We start from the raw sequence: 19948 nt of genomic DNA on the forward strand, positions 1-19948 counted from the left end.
CGTAGCAGTGGGTCCGGTAAAACGGTACCCCCGCGCTCTACGGATCGGTTGTGGGACTCACCCGAATCTTTATCAGACCGTCAACCGACAGCGAGAATGTGGTTTACGAGACGGGCAACCAAACGGTAGACGACGCCGTCACGCGCGTGCTGGACGGCGAGCGCCTCGACCGACGAGACGGATTGGCTCTCATCGCACAGCCGGTCGACGACTTGGCGGCCGGGGCCGACTACGTGCGCACGCAACTGGGTGACGACACCGTCGACGCGTGTTCGATCGTAAACGCCAAAGCCGGGAGCTGCGCGGAGGACTGTGGCTTCTGTGCCCAGTCGGTCCACTTCGACACCGGCATCGACAACTACGGCTTCCTCGGTCCGGAGAAGATACTGGAGGCCGCAAAGCGTGCCGAGCGGGACGGCGCACAGCGGTTCGGTATCGTCGTCGCCGAGAAGGGCGTCTCGAAGGAGAATCGCCCCGAGGAGTGGCAAGAGGTCCTCGAATCGATCCGCCTTGTCCGCGACGAGACGGACGTGGAGGTCGACGCCAGCCTCGGTATTCTGACAGAGGAGGAGGCTGCAATTCTGGCCGACGAGGGACTCAATCACTACAATCACAACATCGAGACCTCCCCTCAATACTTCCCGGAAGTCGTGCAAACCCACACGTTCGACAAGCGGGTCGAGACGCTCCGGGTTGCCAAAGAGGCCGGCATGGACCTCTGTGCCGGCGTCATACTGGGGATGGGCGAGTCGCCGACCGACAGGGTCGATGCGGCGATGGCCCTACAGGATATCGGCATCTCCTCGCTCCCGGTCAACATCCTGAACCCGGTCGCTGGCACCCCCATGGCCGAACAGGGGCTGCCCGACATCACGACCGAGGAAGTCATCAAGACCATCGCGGTGTACCGCCTGCTACATCCCGAGTCCCGCGTGCGCCTGACCGGCGGGCGCGAGGTCAACCTCGACACGGATGGACAGGTGGCCGCGCTGGAGGCCGGCGCAGACGGCATCCTCACCGGTGATTATCTCACCACCGAGGGACAGACGGCGGCCGACGACCTCGAAATCATGGAGGAGGCCGGGCTCGAACCGAACACCGAGGCTAACGAGTTCGACCCCGAGGCGGTCAAAGAACGCGCAGTCGAGGAGACAGAGACCGAGACGGCGGCAGGGACAGCACAGACCAAATCAGAACTCAAATCCGACGACTGACAATGGACGACATACGCTTTGCAGTGCTTGGAACCGGTGGTATCGGACGGCGGACGCTCGAAGTCTCACAGCACAAGGACGGTCTTACTGCCGTTGCAGCCTGTGACCGCAACGGCGTGGCTATCGACCACGACGGCCTCGACGTGGCGGAACTGCTGGAGGCGACGGAAGGCAACATCGCAAGCGGGCCGGCTGAAGACGTTGCGACAGACGGCGGTGCGGCCGCAGCCAAAACGGCGGGCGTCAAACAGCACGGCGAGCAGGCTGGCATCGTCGCAAGCGAGCAGGGCGAACCCACGGAGACACCCATCGACGACATCATCGCCGAGAGCGACGCCATCGACGCCGTCCTGCTGGCGCTGCCGAACCTCGAACACGACTTCATCCCACGCGTGGCCGAGCGCTTCGCGGAAGCTGACTACGAGGGCGTCATGATCGACGTGCTCAAGCGCTCACGCGTCATCGGCATGCTCGACGACCGCGAGGACAAACTGAAAGAGTCCGGCATCACATTCGTCTGCGGAGCCGGCGCGACACCGGGCTTCCTGACCGGCGCGGCCGCGCTGGCCGCACAGTCCTTCGTCGAGGTCGAGGAGGTCGAGATCTGGTGGGGTGTCGGCCTCAAGTCCGGCTACGAGGACAACCGCGGCACCGTCCGGGAGGACATCGCCCATCTCGACGGGTACGACATCGAACAGGCCCGCGAGATGAGCGAGGACGAAATCGAGGCACTCATCGACGAGCACGACGGCGTACTGGAGTTCCACGATATGGAGCACGCCGACGACGTGCTACTGGAGCGCGCGGGCATCTGCGACGCCGAGGACGTCCACGTCGGCGGCGTCCTTGACGTGCGCTCGGACGAGAAACCGACCACCACGACAGTCAGCGTGACTGGCACGACCTTCGACGGGGAGACGGGAACGAACACCTTCGAACTGGACGACGTGACGAGCATGGAGGCCAACGTCAACGGGCCTGCGCTGGGCTACCTGAAAGCCGGCGTCCGGAACAACCGCGCCGGCCACTACGGCGTGTTCGGTCCCGCCGACCTCATGCCCGGCTTCTGAGACGATCTGGTTCTGCATTTCATGACTCACGGCTTTGCTCTCGACGACCGACTCGAACAGCGCGACGCACAGAACCTCCGCCGACAGCTGGAAGTCGCCGAGTCCGTCTCGGCGCGGACTCGCTTCGCCGACGACCCGAACGGCGAACCACCGGAGTTCGGCGATGAGGCGGTCGTCTTCGCCTCGAACAACTATCTCGGGCTGGCTGACGACGGCCGGGTCCAACGAGCGGCCGAACTGGGCGCACGGACCGTCGGGACCGGTGCAGGAGCCTCGCGGCTGGTCACCGGCGACACGCGAATACACCGAGCGCTGGAGCGCGACCTCGCGGCCTCGAAAGGGACAGAGCGAGCGCTGGTGTTCTCGTCGGGCTATGCGGCCAACATCGGAACCATCGACGCGCTGGCTCCGGACGTCGTCTTCTCGGACGAACTGAACCACGCCTCGATTATCGACGGCTGTCGGGTCGGGGCGAGCGAGACAGTGGTGTACGATCACTGCGACCCCGACGACCTTCGAACGAAAATGGAGTCGCGAGCGGTCGATGTTGACGAGGACGAACAGTGGCTCGTGGTCACCGACTCCGTGTTTTCGATGGACGGGGACATCGCACCGTTGGGGGCCATCTGTGACGTAGTCGAGCAGTACGGCGCGTGGCTGATGGTCGACGAAGCACACGCAACAGGACTGTTCGGCGACAGCGGCGGGGGCGTCGTCCAGCGCGAGGGTCTGAGTGACCGCGTCGACGTGCAGCTGGGCACCCTCTCGAAGGCGCTGGCGAGTCAGGGCGGCTACATCGCCGGCGACGAAGTGCTTATCGAGTATCTACTGAACGCCGCGCGGTCGTTCGTCTTCTCGACTGGGCTGTCGCCACCGAACGCCGCGGCGGCCCGCGAAGCGCTACGAATCGCCCGCGAGACCGACCGCTCGGCGGAGCTCTGGGACACTGTCGCCACCCTCCGGGACGGTCTGGAGACGATGGGCTACGAGGTGCTCGGTGAGACGCAGATACTCCCTGTCGTCGTCGGCGACCGCGGCGACGCGCTAGAACTGGCCGACCGCCTGCGCGACCACGGCATTGTCGCGCCCGCGATTCGGCCACCGACCGTTCCGGAGGGAACGTCTCGCATCCGGGTCGCACCCATGGCAACACACACCGCCGACGACATCGCGCAGTGTCTCGACGCCTTCCGGACAGCCGGCAGGGAGGTGGATGTCCTGTGAGCAATACGACGGCGGAGTCGAAACGGGAAAGCGGGACCGGTCACATCGCGGAGGACGGTGTCTTCGTCGTCGGGACCGACACCGGCGTGGGTAAGACGGTTGTGACAGCCGGGTTGACGGGCTGGCTACGGGATATGGGGACGGACGCGGTCGCCGTCAAGCCCTGCCAGACCGGGTATCCGCCGGACGACGACGCGGCGTTCGTCGAGTCGATCTGTGACACACCGGACGCCGCGGTCTGTCTGGAGCGGCTGTCGCCACCGCTGGCACCGGAAGTGGCCGCGAGAGAGGCAGACGACGATATCACGCTGTCCTACGAGTCGATCCGCGACGGCGTTACCGATGTCGTGGCAGAAAGCGAGACGGCTGTCGTCGAGGGTATCGGCGGCCTGCGTGTCCCGCTGGCAGACGGTCGAGAAGTCATCGACCTCGTTGCAGATATCGGGCTTCCGGCCATGGTTGTCGCCCGCTCGGGTCTGGGCACGCTCAATCACACGGCGCTGACGGTGCAGGCGCTCCGGCAGAACGGCGTCCCCGTCGTCAGTATCGTTCTCAACGAGTACGAGGGTGCGACGACCGCTGAGCGGACGAATCCGAACGTTATCGAACGGATGACTGGCTGTTCCGTCTGGCCTGTTCCACCGCTTGACATCGAGTCGTCAGACAGCGTGATTGACGGACTCAGAGCGCATCTTCCGCAGTCGGTGTTACGGCCGGCTATCGAGCGGTAACTGTCGATACGTGGCCGAGCGAAGGGGATAGAACGGGGGCAAACCCCCGTCGTGTGACACTACGGAGCCGGTCAGGCTCCATCTGACGTTTCACTACCAATCACTAAAATAGTAAGGCACGTTTCATGTGGAGATTTCGCCATAGCGCGGGGCCGTGTTCCGTTAGGAACGGACTACCACCCAGCCGAAACGATGGTACTACAGATCGATTGACAGGAGCGCCTCGATATCGACACCGTCGTCCAGTAGCGTCTGCATACGGTCGACAGTTGCCTCATTGCGCGTCTGACCCGTTCGGAGGACCTCCTCGACCCTGTCTATCGTCGTCCGCGTGTCCGACTGGACGGACAACACTGGGACGTTTTTCTCAGCCGCCTGTCCGATGACCGCGCTGGGGGGCTGGAACCCGCCTGTGAGAAGTAACGCCTTGATGCCGGACGCTTCGAGGGCCGCGGTCTGGACCTCCGAGCGGTCGCCACCGGTGACGACGACAGCATCGCGCGTCCGCCGGAAGCGTTCGAGTGCGCTGCTCCCGCTCATCGCGCCGACGCTGAACCGCTCGACGTGGACGTCAGTGTTGGCATCACCGGTGAGGATGTCTGCGCCGAGATTCCGGGCGAGGTCGGCAACGGTGACACCGGCGAGTGAGCGGTCACGCGGCAGGATTCCGTGGACCGGGATTCCCTCGCCTTCGAGGAACGGAACCACGTCGTCGGCGAGTTCGTCGACCGTCGCATCCGTGACGCCGTTGAACAGGACGCCGTCCAGTCGGTCGCCGATTGCACGGGCCGCTGACAGAATTTCGTCCGTATCACTGGGCGTCTCGTAGCCAGTGACTAACAGCACGCGGGCGTCGAGCAGTTCGGCGATGTCGATGTCTGTGAGGTCGACGATACTCCCGGTCGTCGGGTCGCTGCTCCCCTCGACGAGGAGCAGGTCGGTCCCGTCCGAACACGTCTCGATGCTTTCCTGCAATCGCTCGCGGAGGTCGTCGGGGTCCTCACGCCCGCGGATGGCTTCTTGGATGAACGTCGGTGAGTAGACGATGGGCTCCATCTCGTGGAGGTCGGTCTCCAGATCGAGCAGTTCGCGGGCGAGCATCGGGTCCTCGTCCCGCGTTTTGCCGACCGCGCTCCGGAGTCGCGTCCCCTTGGGCTTCATGTAGCCGACGTCGTAGCCCGCGTCGTGGGCACGCGTCGCGAGCGCGAGCGTGATAGCCGTCTTGCCGATACCTTCCTCCAGTGACGTGACGAGTAGCGTGTTCGTGTCGGTCATAGTTTCTCCTGATCGAGGGTCAGCCGCAGGTCGACCGCCTGCACCCCGTCGGGCGTCGCGACGAGGGGGTTGATGTCCAGTTCCACGATAGCGGGGAAATCAGTGACGAGTTGCGAGAGCCGCTGAATAGTTTCGACGAGCGTGGCTTCGTCGACGGGGTCTCGGCCCCGGGCACCGCGCAACAGCGGCGCGGAGTCGATGTCGTCGAGCATCCCTTTCGCCTCGGTCTCGCTGACGGGGGCGACACTGACGGTGTTGTCTTCGAGCACCTCGACAAAAATACCGCCGAGGCCAAACAACAGCAGCGGCCCGAACTGCGGGTCGCGGTTCATCCCGAGAATCGTCTCGACGCCGTTGTCGAGATCGACCATTTCCTGTACCTGCACGCCGAGGATCGTCGCGTCCGCCTGATAGTTACGTGCCCTGACGACGAGGTCTTCGTAGGTGTCGCGGACATCTTCGACGGGGACACCGACCTCAACGCCGCCGATATCTGATTTGTGCAGGATGTCCGGGCTGACGATTTTCATCACCACGTCGTCGCCGATTTCCTCGGCGATAGCCTCCGCTTCGACGGGAGAGGAGACGACATCGCCTTGTGGTGTCGGAATCCCGTACGCGTCAAGCAGTTCCATCGCTTCCACGCCGAGTCGGTTCGACCCGCGTCGGGCACCGGATTCAAGTATCTCACGGGCCCGCTCGCGGTCCACGTCGAAGGTCGTCGGCTCCTCGTACTCGGTTGCCCTGATCTCCCGATAGCGTCTGAGAGCGTCCAGACTCCCAACGGCGCGGGCCGGGTCGAAGTAGTTCGGCACGCCCGCTTCGCTCAGGACGTTCGCCCCAGCGTCGACGGACTTCCCGCCCATCAGCGTCGCCGCAACAGGCTTCTCGAACCGCTCTTGCTGTTCGACGACGCTCTCTGCGAGTTCCTCGAAGGAAAGCACTGCCGTCGGGCAGGCGACGACGACGGCCATTGAGACGCTGTCATCCGCAAGTACCGTTTCGAGCGCGGTCTCGAAGCGTTCCGCCGGGGCGTCGCCGATGATGTCGACCGGGTTGTAGATGTTGGCTTCCTCAGGCATCTCCTCGCGGAGTCGAGAGAAGGTTTCGTCGCCAAACTGCGCGAGTTGCAGGTCCGAGTCGCCGACGGCATCGGTCGTCATCACACCGGGGCCGCCGGCGTTCGTGACGATCGCGATTTCGTCGCCGTCCGGGAGCGGTTGGCCGGCAAGAATCTGGGCGTAGTCGAACAGTTCCTGAACGGATTCGACTCGGAGCGTCCCGGCCTTGTCAAGCCCCGCTTCGTAGGCCCGCTCGGAGCCGGCCATCGCACCGGTGTGGGAGGCCGCCGCACTCGCACCCGCGTCCGTGCGGCCGGACTTGACGAGCACGATAGGTGTGTCCTGTGTGACCTCCCGGGCGGTCTGGACGAACGACGACCCGTCGCCGATGTCCTCCAAGTAGCCCAGAATCACGTCGGTATCGGGGTCGTCGCCCCACTCGGCGACGAAATCGCTCTCGTCCAGTACGGCCTTGTTCCCGAGCGAGACGATGTCCTTGAAGCCGACATCGCGCTCGGCGGCCCAGTCCAGCACGGCGGTGATGAACGCGCCCGACTGGCTCATAAATGAGATGTCGCCGTCGCTGGCCATCTCGTTGCCGAAGGTGGCGTTGAGCCCGACGGGGGTCGACATTACGCCGAGGCTGTTCGGGCCAACCAGATTCAGGTCGTATTCGCTGGCCACCTCACGCAGTCGCCGTTCGCGTTCGGCCCCATCACTGCCGGTCTCACCGAAGCCGGCGGTGATGACGACGACGTTCTCGATACCCGCTTTCCCGGCGTTCTCGATGACCTCGACCGCCACCGTCGGCGGCACGACGACGACGGCCACGTCGACCGACCCGGGGTCTTCTAGGCCGGCGAGGTTGTCGTAACACGGCAATCCAAGCACTGTCTCTTTGTTCGGGTTTACGGCCACGACCTCCCCTGCAAACGAATCGAGCAGGTTCGTGGTGACCGCATGACCGACGGACCCCTCCGAATCGGTCGCCCCGACCACTGCGACACGTTCCGGCGCAAATAACGTCGATAATCGTCCCATGCCTCTACTCGGTGGTTACAGGGGGGCCCGAATATAGCTGTGGGGAACTCCCAGCGAGCGGGAATCTAGACGATTCATTACCGCGATTTCAGTGTGGCGGTGCTTTTGTTTGTCACAGTCGTAGGGTCCGCCAATGGCTGAAACAGCACTCCTGTCGCCGTTCGACGACGAAGTACTCCATGGAGTCGCGGGGACAAACGGCGTTGACGAGGAACAGTTGCGATCCGCGCTCGCCGACCACCAGCGAACGATGCGGGAGAACCCGGGCGTCGAGAATCTCGTCTACGAGTGGCGAAAGCGATTCGATGACGCGGTGCTGCACCGCACGTCCGAGACGTTCGTGATGGCCGTCAGAGAAACTGTCTGGGAAGAGTACGGAGCGTATCTCGGTTTCGACGACTACCTGCTCGCCGCAGTCGTGGCGGTCCATCAGGAGCAAGTCCTTCGCGAACCATCCGTCGACAGCAGCGCTATCGACGAGGATGCCGTCGCACTTGTTGTTTCCCGGCCGTCGTCGCAATAGCTCGGTTCCCTTCTAAATCAAGCAACGGGCGATGACCTGAAGAATAGTTGGTATCATCGCATAATATTTCAGTTCAGGTAACTAGCCATTACATCTTAGAATATATTTTTTGGGTTCCCGAAAACATATTTTCACAAAACAATCTTTAAGTGGCTTCCACTTGTACGATAAGATGACTATGGCAACACAAGAGCACGTCCGACGTGAATTCGGCGAGGTCGAAGAGAACGAACTCCGCCTCGACAAAGAAAAGTCCGAGCAGGTAATCAACGCGCTGAACCAAGATCTGGCAGACACGTACACGCTGTACCATCAGGTCAGGAAGCACCACTGGAACGTCGAGGGCGCGGAGTTCCGCGACCTGCACCTGTTCCTCGGCGACGCCGCTGGCAACGCCGAGGAGGCGGCCGACGAACTCGCGGAGCGGGCACAGGCCCTCGGTGGCACGCCCATCGCCGGCGGCAAGGCACAGGAAGAGCACGCGTCAGTCGAGCCGGAAGGGCAGGACGTGTACGACATCCGGACGTCGCTCGAAAACGACCTCGAGATGTACGGTGACATCATTGAGTCGCTCCGGGACCACATCGACCTCGCGGAGAACCTCGGTGACCACGCCACAGCGCAGATTCTCCGGGAAATCATCGTGCAGACCGAGGAAGACGCCCACCACATCGAGCACTACCTCGAAGACGACACGCTCGTGCTGGACTAACCTCGAACGACAGGTTTCTCTCTCGATTTCTTCTGCTAGGTAGCGACCGCTACTGCTTCAGTTTGAACTGCGAACGCTTGGCTTCGAGAACAGCAGGACAGGGAAATGTAACGCGGATAGCGGACGAACGGACTACCGTCGGAGGTCGACGGTGACGTCAGTCGAAATCCAGCCGTCTCGGTTTCCGTCTTCGGTAAACACGGTTCTGTCAGCACCGCTGTCCAGCGCCGACACCTCCGGCCGGTCCTCGGAGGCCTCGACATCGTCCGTCTGTGATGGCATTACCTGAGTTAGGCACCCCTAAAGCTAAAAGGATTTTGGTTGACCTAATCGTCGGCAGGGTTGCCCCGCCTCGACAGCAGCGACGACGCGGAACGGGCACCGGCACGGCGCGGTCTTTAGTACCCGAGGCAACAAGAGAGAGGTATGAGCTCGGACGACGACCTTACCGCCCTGATTACGGACCTCGTGACGACGCTACAGGAGCTAGAGACGGAGGTCGAGCCCACGACCGACAGCGGCTTGCCGCGGCCGCCGACACCGGGTGAACTCCTTCGGTTTACCAGCGACGTGACCATCCCCGCGGTCATTCTCGTGTTGAAAAGCAATATCGAGGCGCTGAAGCTTCTCCGGCGAGCCCTTCGGATGGCTGAGGGGCGGCCGACGTCGACGGGCTCTGCCTCGGATGAAGTACGACAGCGTGCGAGTGATCTGAGCCGAGCCACGCTCTCCCGCCTCGACGGTGCGTTGACGGACCTCCAGAACGCTGTCGAGGGGACGCCGGAAGATGAGGAGGCCCGCGAACTCATTCGGGAAGCCCAACAATTACGCGGCCAGATACGGGACAGGTTGGCCGACGAATCAGAGGTGAGTGACGGTGTCAGCTCCGACCGGGGAACTGACGTTCCTGTAGATGTAGACGCTGAGCTACGGTCGATAAAGGACGATATCGACGGTCCGGACAGGGACGACACCGGGACCGAGAACGGCGATGGAAGCGACGAAGAGTAACGGACTACAGTTCGGTATGAAATTTATGTTTCAAAAAACATAACGATTTATTATGTAGCACGTCTAGGTATGAACACTGATGTCCAGCTCTACCGCTCCGGGTGGACGCCGGACGACTCTGTTCGTCCGGTCTGACCTCCCAGCGCCATCACAGAAACGCTGCACCGCTATCGAACGTGAGCTACAGGAGCTGGTGTGCCGTGGCGTACTCGACGACACCGAAACGGTCGAATGGGAGAAACGCGTCCCGCTACAGGGTCCCGGGAACGGAACCGAACGGAAGCTGTACAACGAGTTCGCGGACTGGGCCCGCGAGGCTGGTGTCTGTCTCGCCCCGTTTTTCGACACCCGGCTCTGTTACAGTTCGACGACGGGTGAGAAACGCCGGGAACTCGTCATGCCGGCCGTCTGTCTCGCAGTTTACGAGGACGACGAGCTGGTGCAGGTTGCCCCCTTCGCCGACGCGGGTCGAGCGGAGTCCGTCGAAGAATGTATTGCAGAACTGGCCGAGACAGGGACCCTCCCGGACACATACTCGGCAACGGTCTCGACCGTATAACGCTCTCTGACCTGTTTGCTTCTATGTTACCGTCTCCTCGGACGGAAGGGGGACGCCGCTCCGACCTCGGCAGCAACAGCATCGAAAAACAGGAGACGATTTCGCCGATGACAGAGTCGTATTATCCGACAGGGGAGAAGACAGCTAATCAGACCGGGTCCCAGCGGTAGCCGTCCCAGTCTTGGCTCTCGGGGACTTTGATACCCGCGTCGGGATCGCGGAGTTCCGCAACGTAGACGGGTTCGACCGTGTCGCCTGTTTCGACCTCGTCCGTGGTCACCTGCCCGAGCGCGCGGACGAACTCGTCGCTTGCGCCGGAGACGTCGGTTATGTCGAACTCGACGATAGCCAGCGTGTTGGGCTCGCGAACACCCGGCGGCGTTGCTGTCGAGTGGGTCCAAGTGACAACCTCGCCGGTCCGGTCCGCGAGGTCGAGGGTCTCTTCCTGTGGTTCGCCACACTCCGGGCACAGCGGATGGGTGGGGTACGAGACGTGACCGTTCGCGCACATGCCTGCGTCAAGCGTCATTCTGCGGCCTCCATGATTGTGGTGATGACACAGTTCCCGAACCCGCCGACGTTACACGCCAGCGCGGTGTCGGCCTCGACCTGTCGGGGTCCGGCTTCGCCGACGAGCTGTTCGTAGATTTCGACGCCCTGCGCGACACCGCTTGCCCCCAGCGGATGGCCCTTCGATTTGAGCCCGCCGGAGGTGTTGATGGGTAATTCGCCGTCCTTAGCAGTGGCTCCGTCCATCGCCAGCTCCCAAGCCGTTCCCTGCTCTGCGACGCCGATGCCCTCCAACTGGAGGAACTCCAGAATGGTGAACATGTCGTGGAGTTCGGCCGTATCGAGGTCGTCTGGGCCGAGGCCGGCCATCTCGTAGGCCTGCTTGCTCGATTCGACGACTCCGCCCATGACCGTCGGGTCGTCGCGTTCGTGGACGACGTGGGTGTCGGTCGCCCCGCCGATGCCGGAGACGAGGGCGTACTCGTCGGTAATCTCTTTGGCCCGCTCCTCTGTGGTGAACATGAGCGCGGCACTGCCGTCCGTGATCGGACAGAAGTCATACAGCCGCAACGGGTCCGCGATGATGGGCGACTCTAAGGCCTTCTCCATCGTGATCTCTGTCTGGAACTGTGCCTTGGGGTTGTCCACACCGTTCCGATGGTTCTTGACCGCGACCCGGGCGAGCGACTCCCGTGGGGCGTCGAACCGCTCCAGATAGTGCCGGGCGGTCATCCCGGCAAAGGACGGGAGCGTCACGCCGTGTTTGTACTCGTCGGGGTGGGTGATCGAGGCGATGATGTCCGTCGCCTGACCCGTCGTCTTGTGGGTCATCTTCTCCCCACCGACTAACAGCGTCATCTCGCTGGCCCCGCTGGCGACGGACTGCCAAGCCTCGTAGATGCCCGCCCCGCCCGAGGAAGAGGTCTGGTCGACCCGTTCGCTGTAGGCCGGAAGCACCCCGAGGTCGTGGGCCAGCAGATTCATGATTCCCGTCTGGCCTTCGAACTCGCCGCTGGCCATGTTCGAGACGTACAGGTGCTCTACGTCATCAGGTGCAACGCCGGCGTCCGTGAGACACTCCTCGCCGGCCTGCGAGAGCAACTCACGGATCCAGACGTCGCGTTGCCCGAATTTCGTCATTGACGCGCCGATTACTGCGACTCCCATACCTGTGCCGTCACAGGGGTCTCGTGTATGTATTACGGTCTACCTGTAGAACGAGTGGAATGTTCAGACAGTCGTCGTAATGACCGATAGCCCCTCGGAGGGCTGATCACCCGCCAGTGAGACAAGCAGTCGCCAGCCGTTCGCAGTTCGCTCCGCTTGTGCCATCTGTGGCGTGATGCTCGTCCGGCGCAGTAGTTCGACGGCAATCGGCAACACCGGGCAGCGAAGGTCCGACAGCGTCGGGCGATAGTTCTGTAATGTGATATATCTGGCACAACGGCCGGGACCATCGGCTGCGGGTTCGATTGTGGCCTCGTCGACTAATCCTGCGGCTTCGAGGTCGGCAACGGCGTCCCGAACCGGCTCGGGTCCGCTTGGCTTTCTCGGTAGCTGTCCGGCGGCTTCACGGAGCGTGTCCGCCTGCAGTTCCGGGTCGAGGTGATCCGCGAGCGCCGTGGCCATGCTTTCGAGCATCGCCAGACAGAGGCGCTCGCGGTTCTCGGTCTCCTCCGCCGCTTCGAGATAGCTGTCGATGACTGCCTGCTCGACGGAGCGATGCCGGCCCGACAACACCTCGAACAGCGACCCGGCGACCGTGTGACAGTACTCCGGGAGCGATGACGGCCCAGTTCTGACAGCGTCGGTCCCCCACGGTGCTTCACAGACGATGAGGCCATGAACGGTGACACGGGGGTCGTAGCGCCGGAGGGCACTTCGGTAGGCGGTCGCGACGCTGGCCGCTTCGGCGGCCGTCTCTCGGTCCGGGAACTGCATTCCCGACACCGGGAACGGCGGCGTCCCCGTTCGAGCACTGACGATACGATACGGCCCGACAGCCACGCTGAGTTCCGAGAGCCTGTCACGGATGTCTGCGAGTGTGCGTCCAACCATGGTTACGGTGTCTGTGTCGGCGTCGGTTCGAAACCCGATGCATCGGTGACGGCGTGTTCAGTCGAGCACCGATACGCGACGACGGCGCCGCGTCCCGCGTGCTCGATTCCAGTCGTGGCGATACAGCCACAGAGCTGCCCGACCGGAGCTGTGTCTCTCCGCCCTCCCGGTCCGCTTGCAGTCTCGTGAGTGAGTCGGGTTGCTCCGGCCATTGGTCCTTACAGGTCTCCCGCGACGATGTCGGCGACGCGCTGGCGGTCGAATAGCTCCCGGTCCACGTCGTACACCTGCGACGCGGCTCGTTCTGTGAGGACCAGATTCGTTATCGGCCCCTGATACAGCGGACCACCGCGGTACACGTTCCCGTTCTGTACCGCTGTCAGTTCGCTTCCGGTCTGATCCGCTTCGAGGGAGCGAACAACTGTGTCTTCGAACTCCGCTCGTGTCTTGGTCTCCTGTCCACGCAAGAGCAGATACTCCGGGTCGATGTCAAGCAGGGTCTCGAAATCGACTTTTCCTCGGTCGGAGTGGAAGTCTCTGACGTCAGTCTCCGCGAAGGCATCGCGCACGCGCAAGTCCCGCCACTGTTTGAAACTGGTCCCGTCCTCGATGAGGTACGGCGAGAAGGTCGTCGGCTCGTCGCTCCCGGCCCACATGATAGCCACTTCCGGCCGGTCGGACTCCGAGTCCGGCACGATGTCAGATAGACTCGTCTGGAACTCCTCGTGGAGGGTCTGAAACGCGTCGAAGCGGTTGGTCCGCTGGAACGCCTGAGACAGTTTCTCGAAGGCTTCGTACAGCGTGTAGTAGGTGTAATCGTGCCACTCGTAGCCGGTCGAGAAGATGCTGTTCCCGAAGAACGGTGCGATCTGGGTCTCGATTTCGTCGATGTCCGACTGCTCCCAAGACCCGCGGCTCTGCAGGAAATTCGGGTCCATGACGTGGATGTCGGCGTCTATTTCGTAGAACTGCTCCTTGCCGACGCCGCTGTCACCCCACAGCTTCTGGAGCGAGTTGTCAACGCTAACGCCCGGAATATCGTCGTAGTACTGGGTGTGGTACCGGGAGGGTAGCCAGACTCCCTCCGGTGCGTCGAGACCGAGCGCGATTCCCATGTCGGCCCAGCTTCCGTTGTTCGCGACCCAAACCTCAGGCACCGACTCGAAGCTGACCTCGCCGACTGGCTCCATCGAGACGGCGTAGCCCGAATCCGACTGTTCCGTGGCCGGTGTCGCAGTCGACTCCGCGGCCGTCTGACTGGAATCTGTCGCGTCAGCAGTCGCACCGTCACCACCGCTCCCGGCCTCGGACTGACCTGAACAGCCGGCGACGGCACCTGCCAGCCCGATACCGGTCGCAACGATGTACTCTCGTCGGTTCATATCTTTTTAGGCTTGCCTAATTCATTTAAATCTTCCCATATTTAGGTGCGCCAAAAGGACCCTGAATCGCCAAACAGCACCACAGCCTCCGACCGTGAGAATCCACACAAAGTATATCCGTGTGTGCTAACCACACACGAAATATGCAGGAGGCTTGGCTCCAACTACAGTGTCCGGCGTGTTCAGTTGCTTGGGAAGCGCAAGTGTCTGACCTTCCAGCCCCGGAGACGCAGTTCGTCTGTGACGACTGCGGGACCGAACGGTCGCTGTCGGAGTTTATGCGGACCACCCGCGACCTCGAAGTGCTGCAGGAGTTTACCGAATCTTAGTACCGCGCTCGCGCCGCCGCCTTCCACTCGTCGCCTCGTTTGACGTTGTTCGGGGGGCGGCGTTTGCCCACGCTCGCCAGCCGGCCGGCCAGCGTCCAGTCGTCGACGTATTCGACTTGCGGACGCTGTGCTGTCGCCACAGCGGCCCGCTGGCGGTCGGTCAGATGAGCACTGATCGCAGCGGTAATAGCCGCTGCTTCTGCCTGTGATGCGTCCGCCGGTATCGACAGCGACAGGTCGTCCGGTTCCGCGCTGTCAGTGGTCAGCGCCGTCTCCGACCGTGGTGTGTCGCGTGTCGCCATGTTACAGTGGGATGTTGCCGTGGTCTTTCGGCGGCGTGTCCTCACGCTTGCGCTGCAGGAGGTCGAGGTCCTGAATGAGACGCTTTCGCGTGTCCTTCGGCTCGATGACGTCGTCGAGATAGCCCCGTTTCGCCGGCCCGTACGGATTCGCGAACTCGTCGCGGAACTCGTCCATCAGTTCCTGCCGTTTGGCGTCCGGGTCGTCGGCGTCCGCGATCTCGTTCCGGTAGAGGATGTTGACTGCCCCCCGTGGACCGAGCACCGCCATCTCCGAACCGGGCCAAGCGTAGTTCACGTCGCTACCAAGGAACTTCGAGGACATGACGATGTACGCGCCGCCGTAGGCTTTCCGCACGACGACCGACAGCAGCGGCACCGTCGCCTCGGCGTAGGCGTAGATCAGCTTCGCCCCTCGCCGGATGATCCCGTTGTGCTCCTGATCCGTGCCGGGCATGAACCCGGGCACGTCGACGAGCGTGAGGATGGGGATATTGAACGAATCACAGAAACGAACGAACCGGGCCGCTTTCTCCGCCGCGTCGATGTCGAGCGTCCCCGCGCTCACGCGTGGCTGATTGGCGACGACGCCGACCGACTGACCATCCATCCGCGAGAAGCCCACGACGACGTTGCGCGCCCAGTTGCCGTGGACCTCGAAGAAGGAGTCTTCGTCGACAATCGAGTCGATGACCTGCGTCATGTCGTAGGGCTTGCGCGGCGCTGACGGGACGATGTCAGTCACGCCGGGGATTTCTCGGTCGGGGTCGTCCCACGGCTTGACCCGCGGTGGGTCCTCCATGTTGTTCGCCGGGAGATACGACAGGAGGCGGCGGATGTTCTCCAGGGCCTCCTCCTCGGAGGGGTACGAGAAGTGGGCCACGCCGGACTTCGTGGAGTGTGAGCCCGCGCCGCCGAGTTCCTCCTTCGACACCTGTTCACCGGTCACCGTCTCGATGACGTCCGGTCCGGTGATGAACATGTGGCTGGTGTCCTGCACCATGAAGGTGAAGTCAGTCAGCGCCGGGCTGTAGGTGGCCCCACCGGCACACGGCCCCATGATGGCCGAAATCTGGGGGATGAGTCCACTGGCCTTTGTGTTGCGCTCGAATATCTTGGCGAAGCCGACCAGCGAATCGACACCCTCCTGAATGCGTGCGCCACCGGAGTCGTTGAGTCCGATGACCGGGACGCCGTTCTCGATGGCTCTGTCCATCACCTTGCAGATCTTGTCGGCGACGACCTCGCCGACAGACCCGCCCAGCACGGTGAAATCGTGGGCGAACAGGAACACCTTCCGGCCGTCAACTTCACCGTAGCCGGTAACAACTGCATCGCCAGCGAACCGTTTCTCGTCCATGCCGAAGCTCGTCGACCGGTGCTCGACGAACGGGTCGACTTCGTTGAACGTACCGTCGTCGACCAGAAAGTCGATGCGCTCGCGGGCGGTCATTTTTCCCTTCTCGTGCTGGGATTCGATACGGGCCTCGCCGCCACCGAGCTCGGCTTCGGCTCGTTTCTCTCGCAACGCCTCGACCGCGTCGTCGGGCGCGGTCTCGTCTGCTGGTTCTTCCTGCTGACTCATGCTACCACTCCATTCCGCCGTTGACACCAAGTACCTGTCCTGTCATGTAGCTCGATTCCTCGCTGGCAACGAACCGCACGATACCGGCGATGTCTTCCACGCGAGCGAATCGGTCGAGCGGGATCTCTCGTAGAATCTTCTCCTGAACGCGCTCGGGCACTTCCTCTAGCATGTCTGTCTTGACGAAGCCCGGCGCGACGCAGTTCGCGGTCGAACCCGTGTGTGCTAGTTCGAGCGCAAGCGTCCGTGTAAAGCCGAACAATCCGGATTTCGTCGTCGCATAGTTGGCCTGTCCGATGTTGCCCTGTTGGCCGACGACGCTAGAGATGTTTATCAGTCGGCCGTGCTCGGCGTCGCGAATGTCGTCGTAGAACGCCTTCGTCCCGTTGAACACGCCGCCGAGGTTGACATCGATAACCGTCTCCCAGTCTTCGCGAGTCATGTTCTCGAATTTCTTGTCGATGGTGATGCCGGCGTTGTTGACGAGCACGTCTGCGGGACCGAACTCGTCGGCCACCTTTTCACGCATTGCCCGGACATCATCGAGTTTCGCCACGTCGGCCTGCGCCGCGATAGCGGAGCCACCGCTTTCGCGGATATCCTCGACAACGGCACGGGCTTCCGCCTCCGAGGATCGGTAATTAACGACGACGTTGGCCCCGTGAGCACCGAGGTCTTTGGCGATTCCGCGGCCGATACCGCGCGAGGACCCAGTGACGACACAGGTTTGATTGTCCAGGTTCATTGGTGGTGGGTGAGAGCCCTGTTGCTTCGTACGCTCATCACCTAATCTGGCAAAGCACAGCCAAATAATAGTTCCCCCTATACAACATTAAACGCCGACGTTAGAATATAATGATGCGCGGGGAGTGGGAACGTGACGAGTAGAAAACAAACTCACGAGGGAAGCAATTCGAGAACGCCAAATCTTTTAGGATGGCCTAAAGAGGTGGAGTCAGTACATGACAGCCGACATCTGCGTGATGGTGCCGACGATTCGAAACCACGAGTGTATGCGTTCGTACTTCCAGAACGCCCGAGACCACGGGTTCGATCTGGACCGACTGTTCGTCGTGCTCATCACCGAGGATTTCTGTGACACCGATGCGATGGAACAGATGCTCGACGAGGAAGGCGTCGACGGGGCCGTCTACGACGGGGCCGCCCGCGAGGCGTGGTTCGAGAACCACGGCGCGAGCGAGTATTCACATCTTATCCCCGAGGCCAGCCACGCTCAAACGTCGTTTGGCCTCCTCTACATGTGGGCCAGCGACTACGAGTACGGTGTGTTCATCGACGACGACACGCTGCCACACGAGGACACCGACTTCTTCGGGACACACATGGAGAACTTGGCCTTCGAGGGCGAGATGGAGACGGTCAGCTCCGACAAGCAGTGGGTCAACGTGCTCTACCAGAACGAGGACGAACATGGCCTCTACCCACGTGGCTACCCCTACGCTGCGATGGACGAGACGGTCGAGACCGAGCAAACCCACGTCGACGACGTGGTCGCCTCGCAGGGCCTCTGGACGAACGTCCCCGACCTCGACGCCGTTCGTATCCTGATGGACGGCGACCTGCAGGGACAGGCCCAGACCCGTACTGACGGGGGGGACTTCGGTGAGGACTTCGTGGCCGCCGATGGTCAGTACCTCACCGTCTGTTCGATGAACCTCGCCTTCCGCCGTGAAGTCATCCCGGCGTTCTATCAGCTCCCGATGGACGACAACGAGTGGGACGTGGGCCGCTTCGACGACATCTGGTCGGGCGTGTTCCTCAAACGGGCCTGTGACGTGCTGGACAAGCAGATATACAACGGTGACCCGCTGTGTGAGCACAACAAAGCGCCCCGCTCGACGTTCTCGGACCTCACAAACGAGGTCCACGGGCTCGAACTCAACGAGCACGTCTGGGAAATCGTCGATGAGGCCGGTGCGGACGCCGATTCCTACGCCGAAGTGTTCGACGCGATCGCGACAGCCATGGCCGACGGCGATTTCAGCGACTGGGAAAACGGGGCCTTCCTTAACTACTGCGGCGAATTCATGCTTGACTGGCTGGAATGTCTCGACGAACTGGACGCCGCTGCGACGGAACAGGTCCCCGCAACCGCCGACGACTAGAAAGGCCTAAGTTGTTTAGGCAACCCTAAATCAAACAATGAGTGATTCTAACGATATGACTGGACGTAACGTGACGCAGTCTCGACGGCGCTTCCTTGCTCTCGGCGGCGCGACTGCCGCAACAGCGCTTGCCGGTTGTTCCGGTATCCTCGGTAGTGGCGACGGCGGTGACGGTGGAAGTGGTGGGACTGACACCGGAGCCGGACAGGTCTCTCTTTCGGACTTCCGTGGCTCCGGCCCACTTGTGGCACAGCGGGAGGCCCCCGGCGGCACCTCTATCGAGGACCTACCCGACCTCAGCGGCGAGCTAACACTGTATCTCGGTGGTGGTGAAGGTGGACTGTATCTCGACCTCATCGAACTGCTCGAACAGCGCTACCCTGACTTCGAGGCTGAGCAGCGCCTCGAAGCTTCCAGCGACCTCGCGAACACGATTATCGAGGAAAACGAGGCGGGCGCAAGTCCCGCCGACGTGTTCATGTCCATCGACGCCGGCTCGCTCGGTGCCGTGGCCAACGCCGGCGCGACTGCGAGTCTCCCCGAGGAGGCTCTTTCGACGGTCCCCGAAGCCTATCAGGACAGTGAGGGCCGCTGGGTGGGAATCGCCGGTCGTGCCCGGGCGATTCCGTACAACACGAACCAGATTTCCGAGTCCGATATCCCGTCGACCGTTCAGGAGTTCCCCGAGGCGACTGCGCTGGAAAACAGCATGGGCTGGGCGCCGAGCTATGGCGCGTTCCAGTCGTTCATTACGGCGATGCGGCTCATCCGCGACGACGACGAGACGATGGCATGGCTGCAGGCGATGCAGGACCACGGTATCACCACCTACGACGACGAGTTCCGCGTGTCCAACGCCTGCGCCGACGGAGAACTGACCGCTGGCTTCGCCAACCACTACTACACGCTTCGGGTCCAGTCAGCCCGCGAAAGTTCGCCAATCGGCCTTGCATTCACCGAAGGCGACGCTGGTGCGCTCGTCAACGTCTCTGGCCTCGAAATCATCAACGGAACCGACAACGCGGACCTAGCGTCGAACTTCGTCCGGCACGTCCTCTCAGCGGAGGCACAGGAGTTCTTCGCCACTCGGACGTTCGCGTATCCGATGATTCCGGGTGTCGCACCGGTTGGCGACCTACCACGCATCGACGATCTGAACCCACCGGACATCAACCTGACTGAACTGGCTGACGTGGCTGGAACCGTTGATTTACTTCGGGACGCTGGCGTCCTCTAAC

The 19948-nt window shown here is 62.4% G+C and carries 22 protein-coding genes; 11 read left to right on the forward strand and 11 right to left on the reverse strand.

Going from position 1 to position 19948, the window contains the following annotated elements:
• Nucleotides 1-98: 98 nt before the first annotated feature.
• The 4 genes from bioB to bioD are packed head-to-tail and all read left to right on the forward strand — an operon-like array spanning nucleotide 99 to nucleotide 4239.
• On the forward strand, nucleotides 99-1214 hold the full coding sequence (gene bioB, locus Har1129_RS03710; protein WP_151099437.1) for a biotin synthase BioB: 1116 nt from the start codon (nucleotides 99-101) through the stop codon (nucleotides 1212-1214).
• 2 nt (nucleotides 1215-1216) lie between these two features.
• Complete coding sequence (locus Har1129_RS03715; protein WP_151099438.1) at nucleotides 1217-2284, forward strand: transcriptional regulator; 1068 nt, start codon at nucleotides 1217-1219, stop codon at nucleotides 2282-2284.
• 21 nt (nucleotides 2285-2305) lie between these two features.
• A complete protein-coding gene (locus tag Har1129_RS03720; protein WP_151099439.1) occupies nucleotides 2306-3508 on the forward strand; it encodes an 8-amino-7-oxononanoate synthase in 1203 nt (400 codons plus the stop codon).
• Entirely contained in the window at nucleotides 3505-4239 is a 735-nt protein-coding gene (bioD, locus tag Har1129_RS03725) for a dethiobiotin synthase (RefSeq protein ID WP_151099440.1), read from the forward strand. Before Har1129_RS03720 ends, bioD begins: the two co-directional genes overlap by 4 nt.
• A gap of 198 nt (nucleotides 4240-4437) precedes the next feature.
• Here the strand turns inward: bioD and Har1129_RS03730 are convergent, their stop codons facing one another.
• Together Har1129_RS03730 and acs are read right to left on the reverse strand one after the other, a co-directional pair.
• Nucleotides 4438-5514, reverse strand: a complete 1077-nt coding sequence (locus tag Har1129_RS03730; RefSeq protein WP_151099441.1) for a phosphotransacetylase family protein — start codon at nucleotides 5512-5514, stop codon at nucleotides 4438-4440.
• Nucleotides 5511-7616: an acetate--CoA ligase alpha subunit gene (gene acs / locus Har1129_RS03735; protein ID WP_151099442.1), complete on the reverse strand. Its 2106-nt coding sequence runs from the start codon at nucleotides 7614-7616 to the stop codon at nucleotides 5511-5513. The genes Har1129_RS03730 and acs overlap by 4 nt, the downstream gene beginning before the upstream one ends.
• A gap of 133 nt (nucleotides 7617-7749) precedes the next feature.
• Between acs and Har1129_RS03740 the strand changes: the two genes are divergently transcribed.
• Together Har1129_RS03740 and dpsA are read left to right on the forward strand one after the other, a co-directional pair.
• Nucleotides 7750-8139 (forward strand): hypothetical protein, encoded by a 390-nt coding sequence (locus tag Har1129_RS03740; protein WP_151099443.1) that lies wholly within the window; start codon nucleotides 7750-7752, stop codon nucleotides 8137-8139.
• Between the two features lie 178 nt (nucleotides 8140-8317).
• Nucleotides 8318-8851 carry a DNA starvation/stationary phase protection protein DpsA gene (dpsA, locus tag Har1129_RS03745; RefSeq protein WP_151099444.1) on the forward strand — a complete coding sequence of 178 codons (534 nt, stop codon included), beginning with the start codon at nucleotides 8318-8320 and terminating at the stop codon, nucleotides 8849-8851.
• A gap of 132 nt (nucleotides 8852-8983) precedes the next feature.
• On the opposite strand, the gene Har1129_RS20395 is transcribed toward dpsA, so the two are convergent.
• On the reverse strand, nucleotides 8984-9133 hold the full coding sequence (locus Har1129_RS20395; protein ID WP_191906139.1) for a hypothetical protein: 150 nt from the start codon (nucleotides 9131-9133) through the stop codon (nucleotides 8984-8986).
• A 144-nt stretch (nucleotides 9134-9277) separates the two neighbouring features.
• On the opposite strand from Har1129_RS20395, the gene Har1129_RS03750 reads away from it, so the two are divergent.
• Both Har1129_RS03750 and Har1129_RS03755 read left to right on the forward strand, forming a co-directional pair.
• On the forward strand, nucleotides 9278-9862 hold the full coding sequence (locus tag Har1129_RS03750; RefSeq protein WP_151099445.1) for a hypothetical protein: 585 nt from the start codon (nucleotides 9278-9280) through the stop codon (nucleotides 9860-9862).
• 79 nt (nucleotides 9863-9941) lie between these two features.
• The gene (locus Har1129_RS03755) at nucleotides 9942-10421 is read left to right on the forward strand and encodes an HTH domain-containing protein (protein WP_151099446.1); all 480 of its coding nucleotides are present in this window, start codon (nucleotides 9942-9944) and stop codon (nucleotides 10419-10421) included.
• 148 nt (nucleotides 10422-10569) lie between these two features.
• Here Har1129_RS03755 and Har1129_RS03760 read toward each other — a convergent pair whose 3' ends face one another.
• The 5 genes from Har1129_RS03760 to Har1129_RS03780 all read right to left on the reverse strand — a co-directional run bounded on the left by Har1129_RS03760 (nucleotide 10570) and on the right by Har1129_RS03780 (nucleotide 14371).
• On the reverse strand, nucleotides 10570-10950 hold the full coding sequence (locus tag Har1129_RS03760; RefSeq protein ID WP_151099447.1) for a Zn-ribbon domain-containing OB-fold protein: 381 nt from the start codon (nucleotides 10948-10950) through the stop codon (nucleotides 10570-10572).
• Entirely contained in the window at nucleotides 10947-12098 is a 1152-nt protein-coding gene (locus Har1129_RS03765) for a thiolase family protein (RefSeq protein WP_151099448.1), read from the reverse strand. The genes Har1129_RS03760 and Har1129_RS03765 overlap by 4 nt, the downstream gene beginning before the upstream one ends.
• Nucleotides 12099-12161: 63 nt before the next feature.
• Nucleotides 12162-12989 carry a hypothetical protein gene (locus Har1129_RS03770; protein ID WP_151099449.1) on the reverse strand — a complete coding sequence of 276 codons (828 nt, stop codon included), beginning with the start codon at nucleotides 12987-12989 and terminating at the stop codon, nucleotides 12162-12164.
• Nucleotides 12990-12991: 2 nt separating this feature from the next.
• Nucleotides 12992-13201 (reverse strand): hypothetical protein, encoded by a 210-nt coding sequence (locus Har1129_RS03775; RefSeq protein ID WP_151099450.1) that lies wholly within the window; start codon nucleotides 13199-13201, stop codon nucleotides 12992-12994.
• A 6-nt stretch (nucleotides 13202-13207) separates the two neighbouring features.
• Nucleotides 13208-14371: an ABC transporter substrate-binding protein gene (locus Har1129_RS03780; protein ID WP_151099451.1), complete on the reverse strand. Its 1164-nt coding sequence runs from the start codon at nucleotides 14369-14371 to the stop codon at nucleotides 13208-13210.
• A 143-nt stretch (nucleotides 14372-14514) separates the two neighbouring features.
• Between Har1129_RS03780 and Har1129_RS03785 the strand changes: the two genes are divergently transcribed.
• On the forward strand, nucleotides 14515-14700 hold the full coding sequence (locus Har1129_RS03785; protein ID WP_151099452.1) for a hypothetical protein: 186 nt from the start codon (nucleotides 14515-14517) through the stop codon (nucleotides 14698-14700).
• On the opposite strand, the gene Har1129_RS03790 is transcribed toward Har1129_RS03785, so the two are convergent.
• The 3 genes from Har1129_RS03790 to Har1129_RS03800 are packed head-to-tail and all read right to left on the reverse strand — an operon-like array spanning nucleotide 14697 to nucleotide 17329.
• Entirely contained in the window at nucleotides 14697-15002 is a 306-nt protein-coding gene (locus tag Har1129_RS03790) for a hypothetical protein (protein WP_151099453.1), read from the reverse strand. The genes Har1129_RS03785 and Har1129_RS03790 overlap by 4 nt on opposite strands.
• A gap of 1 nt (nucleotide 15003) precedes the next feature.
• Entirely contained in the window at nucleotides 15004-16584 is a 1581-nt protein-coding gene (locus Har1129_RS03795) for an acyl-CoA carboxylase subunit beta (RefSeq protein WP_151099454.1), read from the reverse strand.
• A gap of 1 nt (nucleotide 16585) precedes the next feature.
• Nucleotides 16586-17329: a beta-ketoacyl-ACP reductase gene (locus tag Har1129_RS03800; protein WP_151099455.1), complete on the reverse strand. Its 744-nt coding sequence runs from the start codon at nucleotides 17327-17329 to the stop codon at nucleotides 16586-16588.
• A 217-nt stretch (nucleotides 17330-17546) separates the two neighbouring features.
• Here Har1129_RS03800 and Har1129_RS03805 point away from each other — a divergent pair, with 217 nt between their 5' ends.
• Entirely contained in the window at nucleotides 17547-18710 is a 1164-nt protein-coding gene (locus Har1129_RS03805; RefSeq protein ID WP_151099456.1) for an alpha-1 4-glucan-protein synthase, read from the forward strand.
• Between the two features lie 55 nt (nucleotides 18711-18765).
• Nucleotides 18766-19947: an extracellular solute-binding protein gene (locus Har1129_RS03810; RefSeq protein ID WP_151099457.1), complete on the forward strand. Its 1182-nt coding sequence runs from the start codon at nucleotides 18766-18768 to the stop codon at nucleotides 19945-19947.
• Nucleotide 19948 lies beyond the last annotated feature (1 nt).

This window comes from Haloarcula sp. CBA1129 (assembly GCF_008729015.1).
GTDB lineage: Archaea > Halobacteriota > Halobacteria > Halobacteriales > Haloarculaceae > Haloarcula.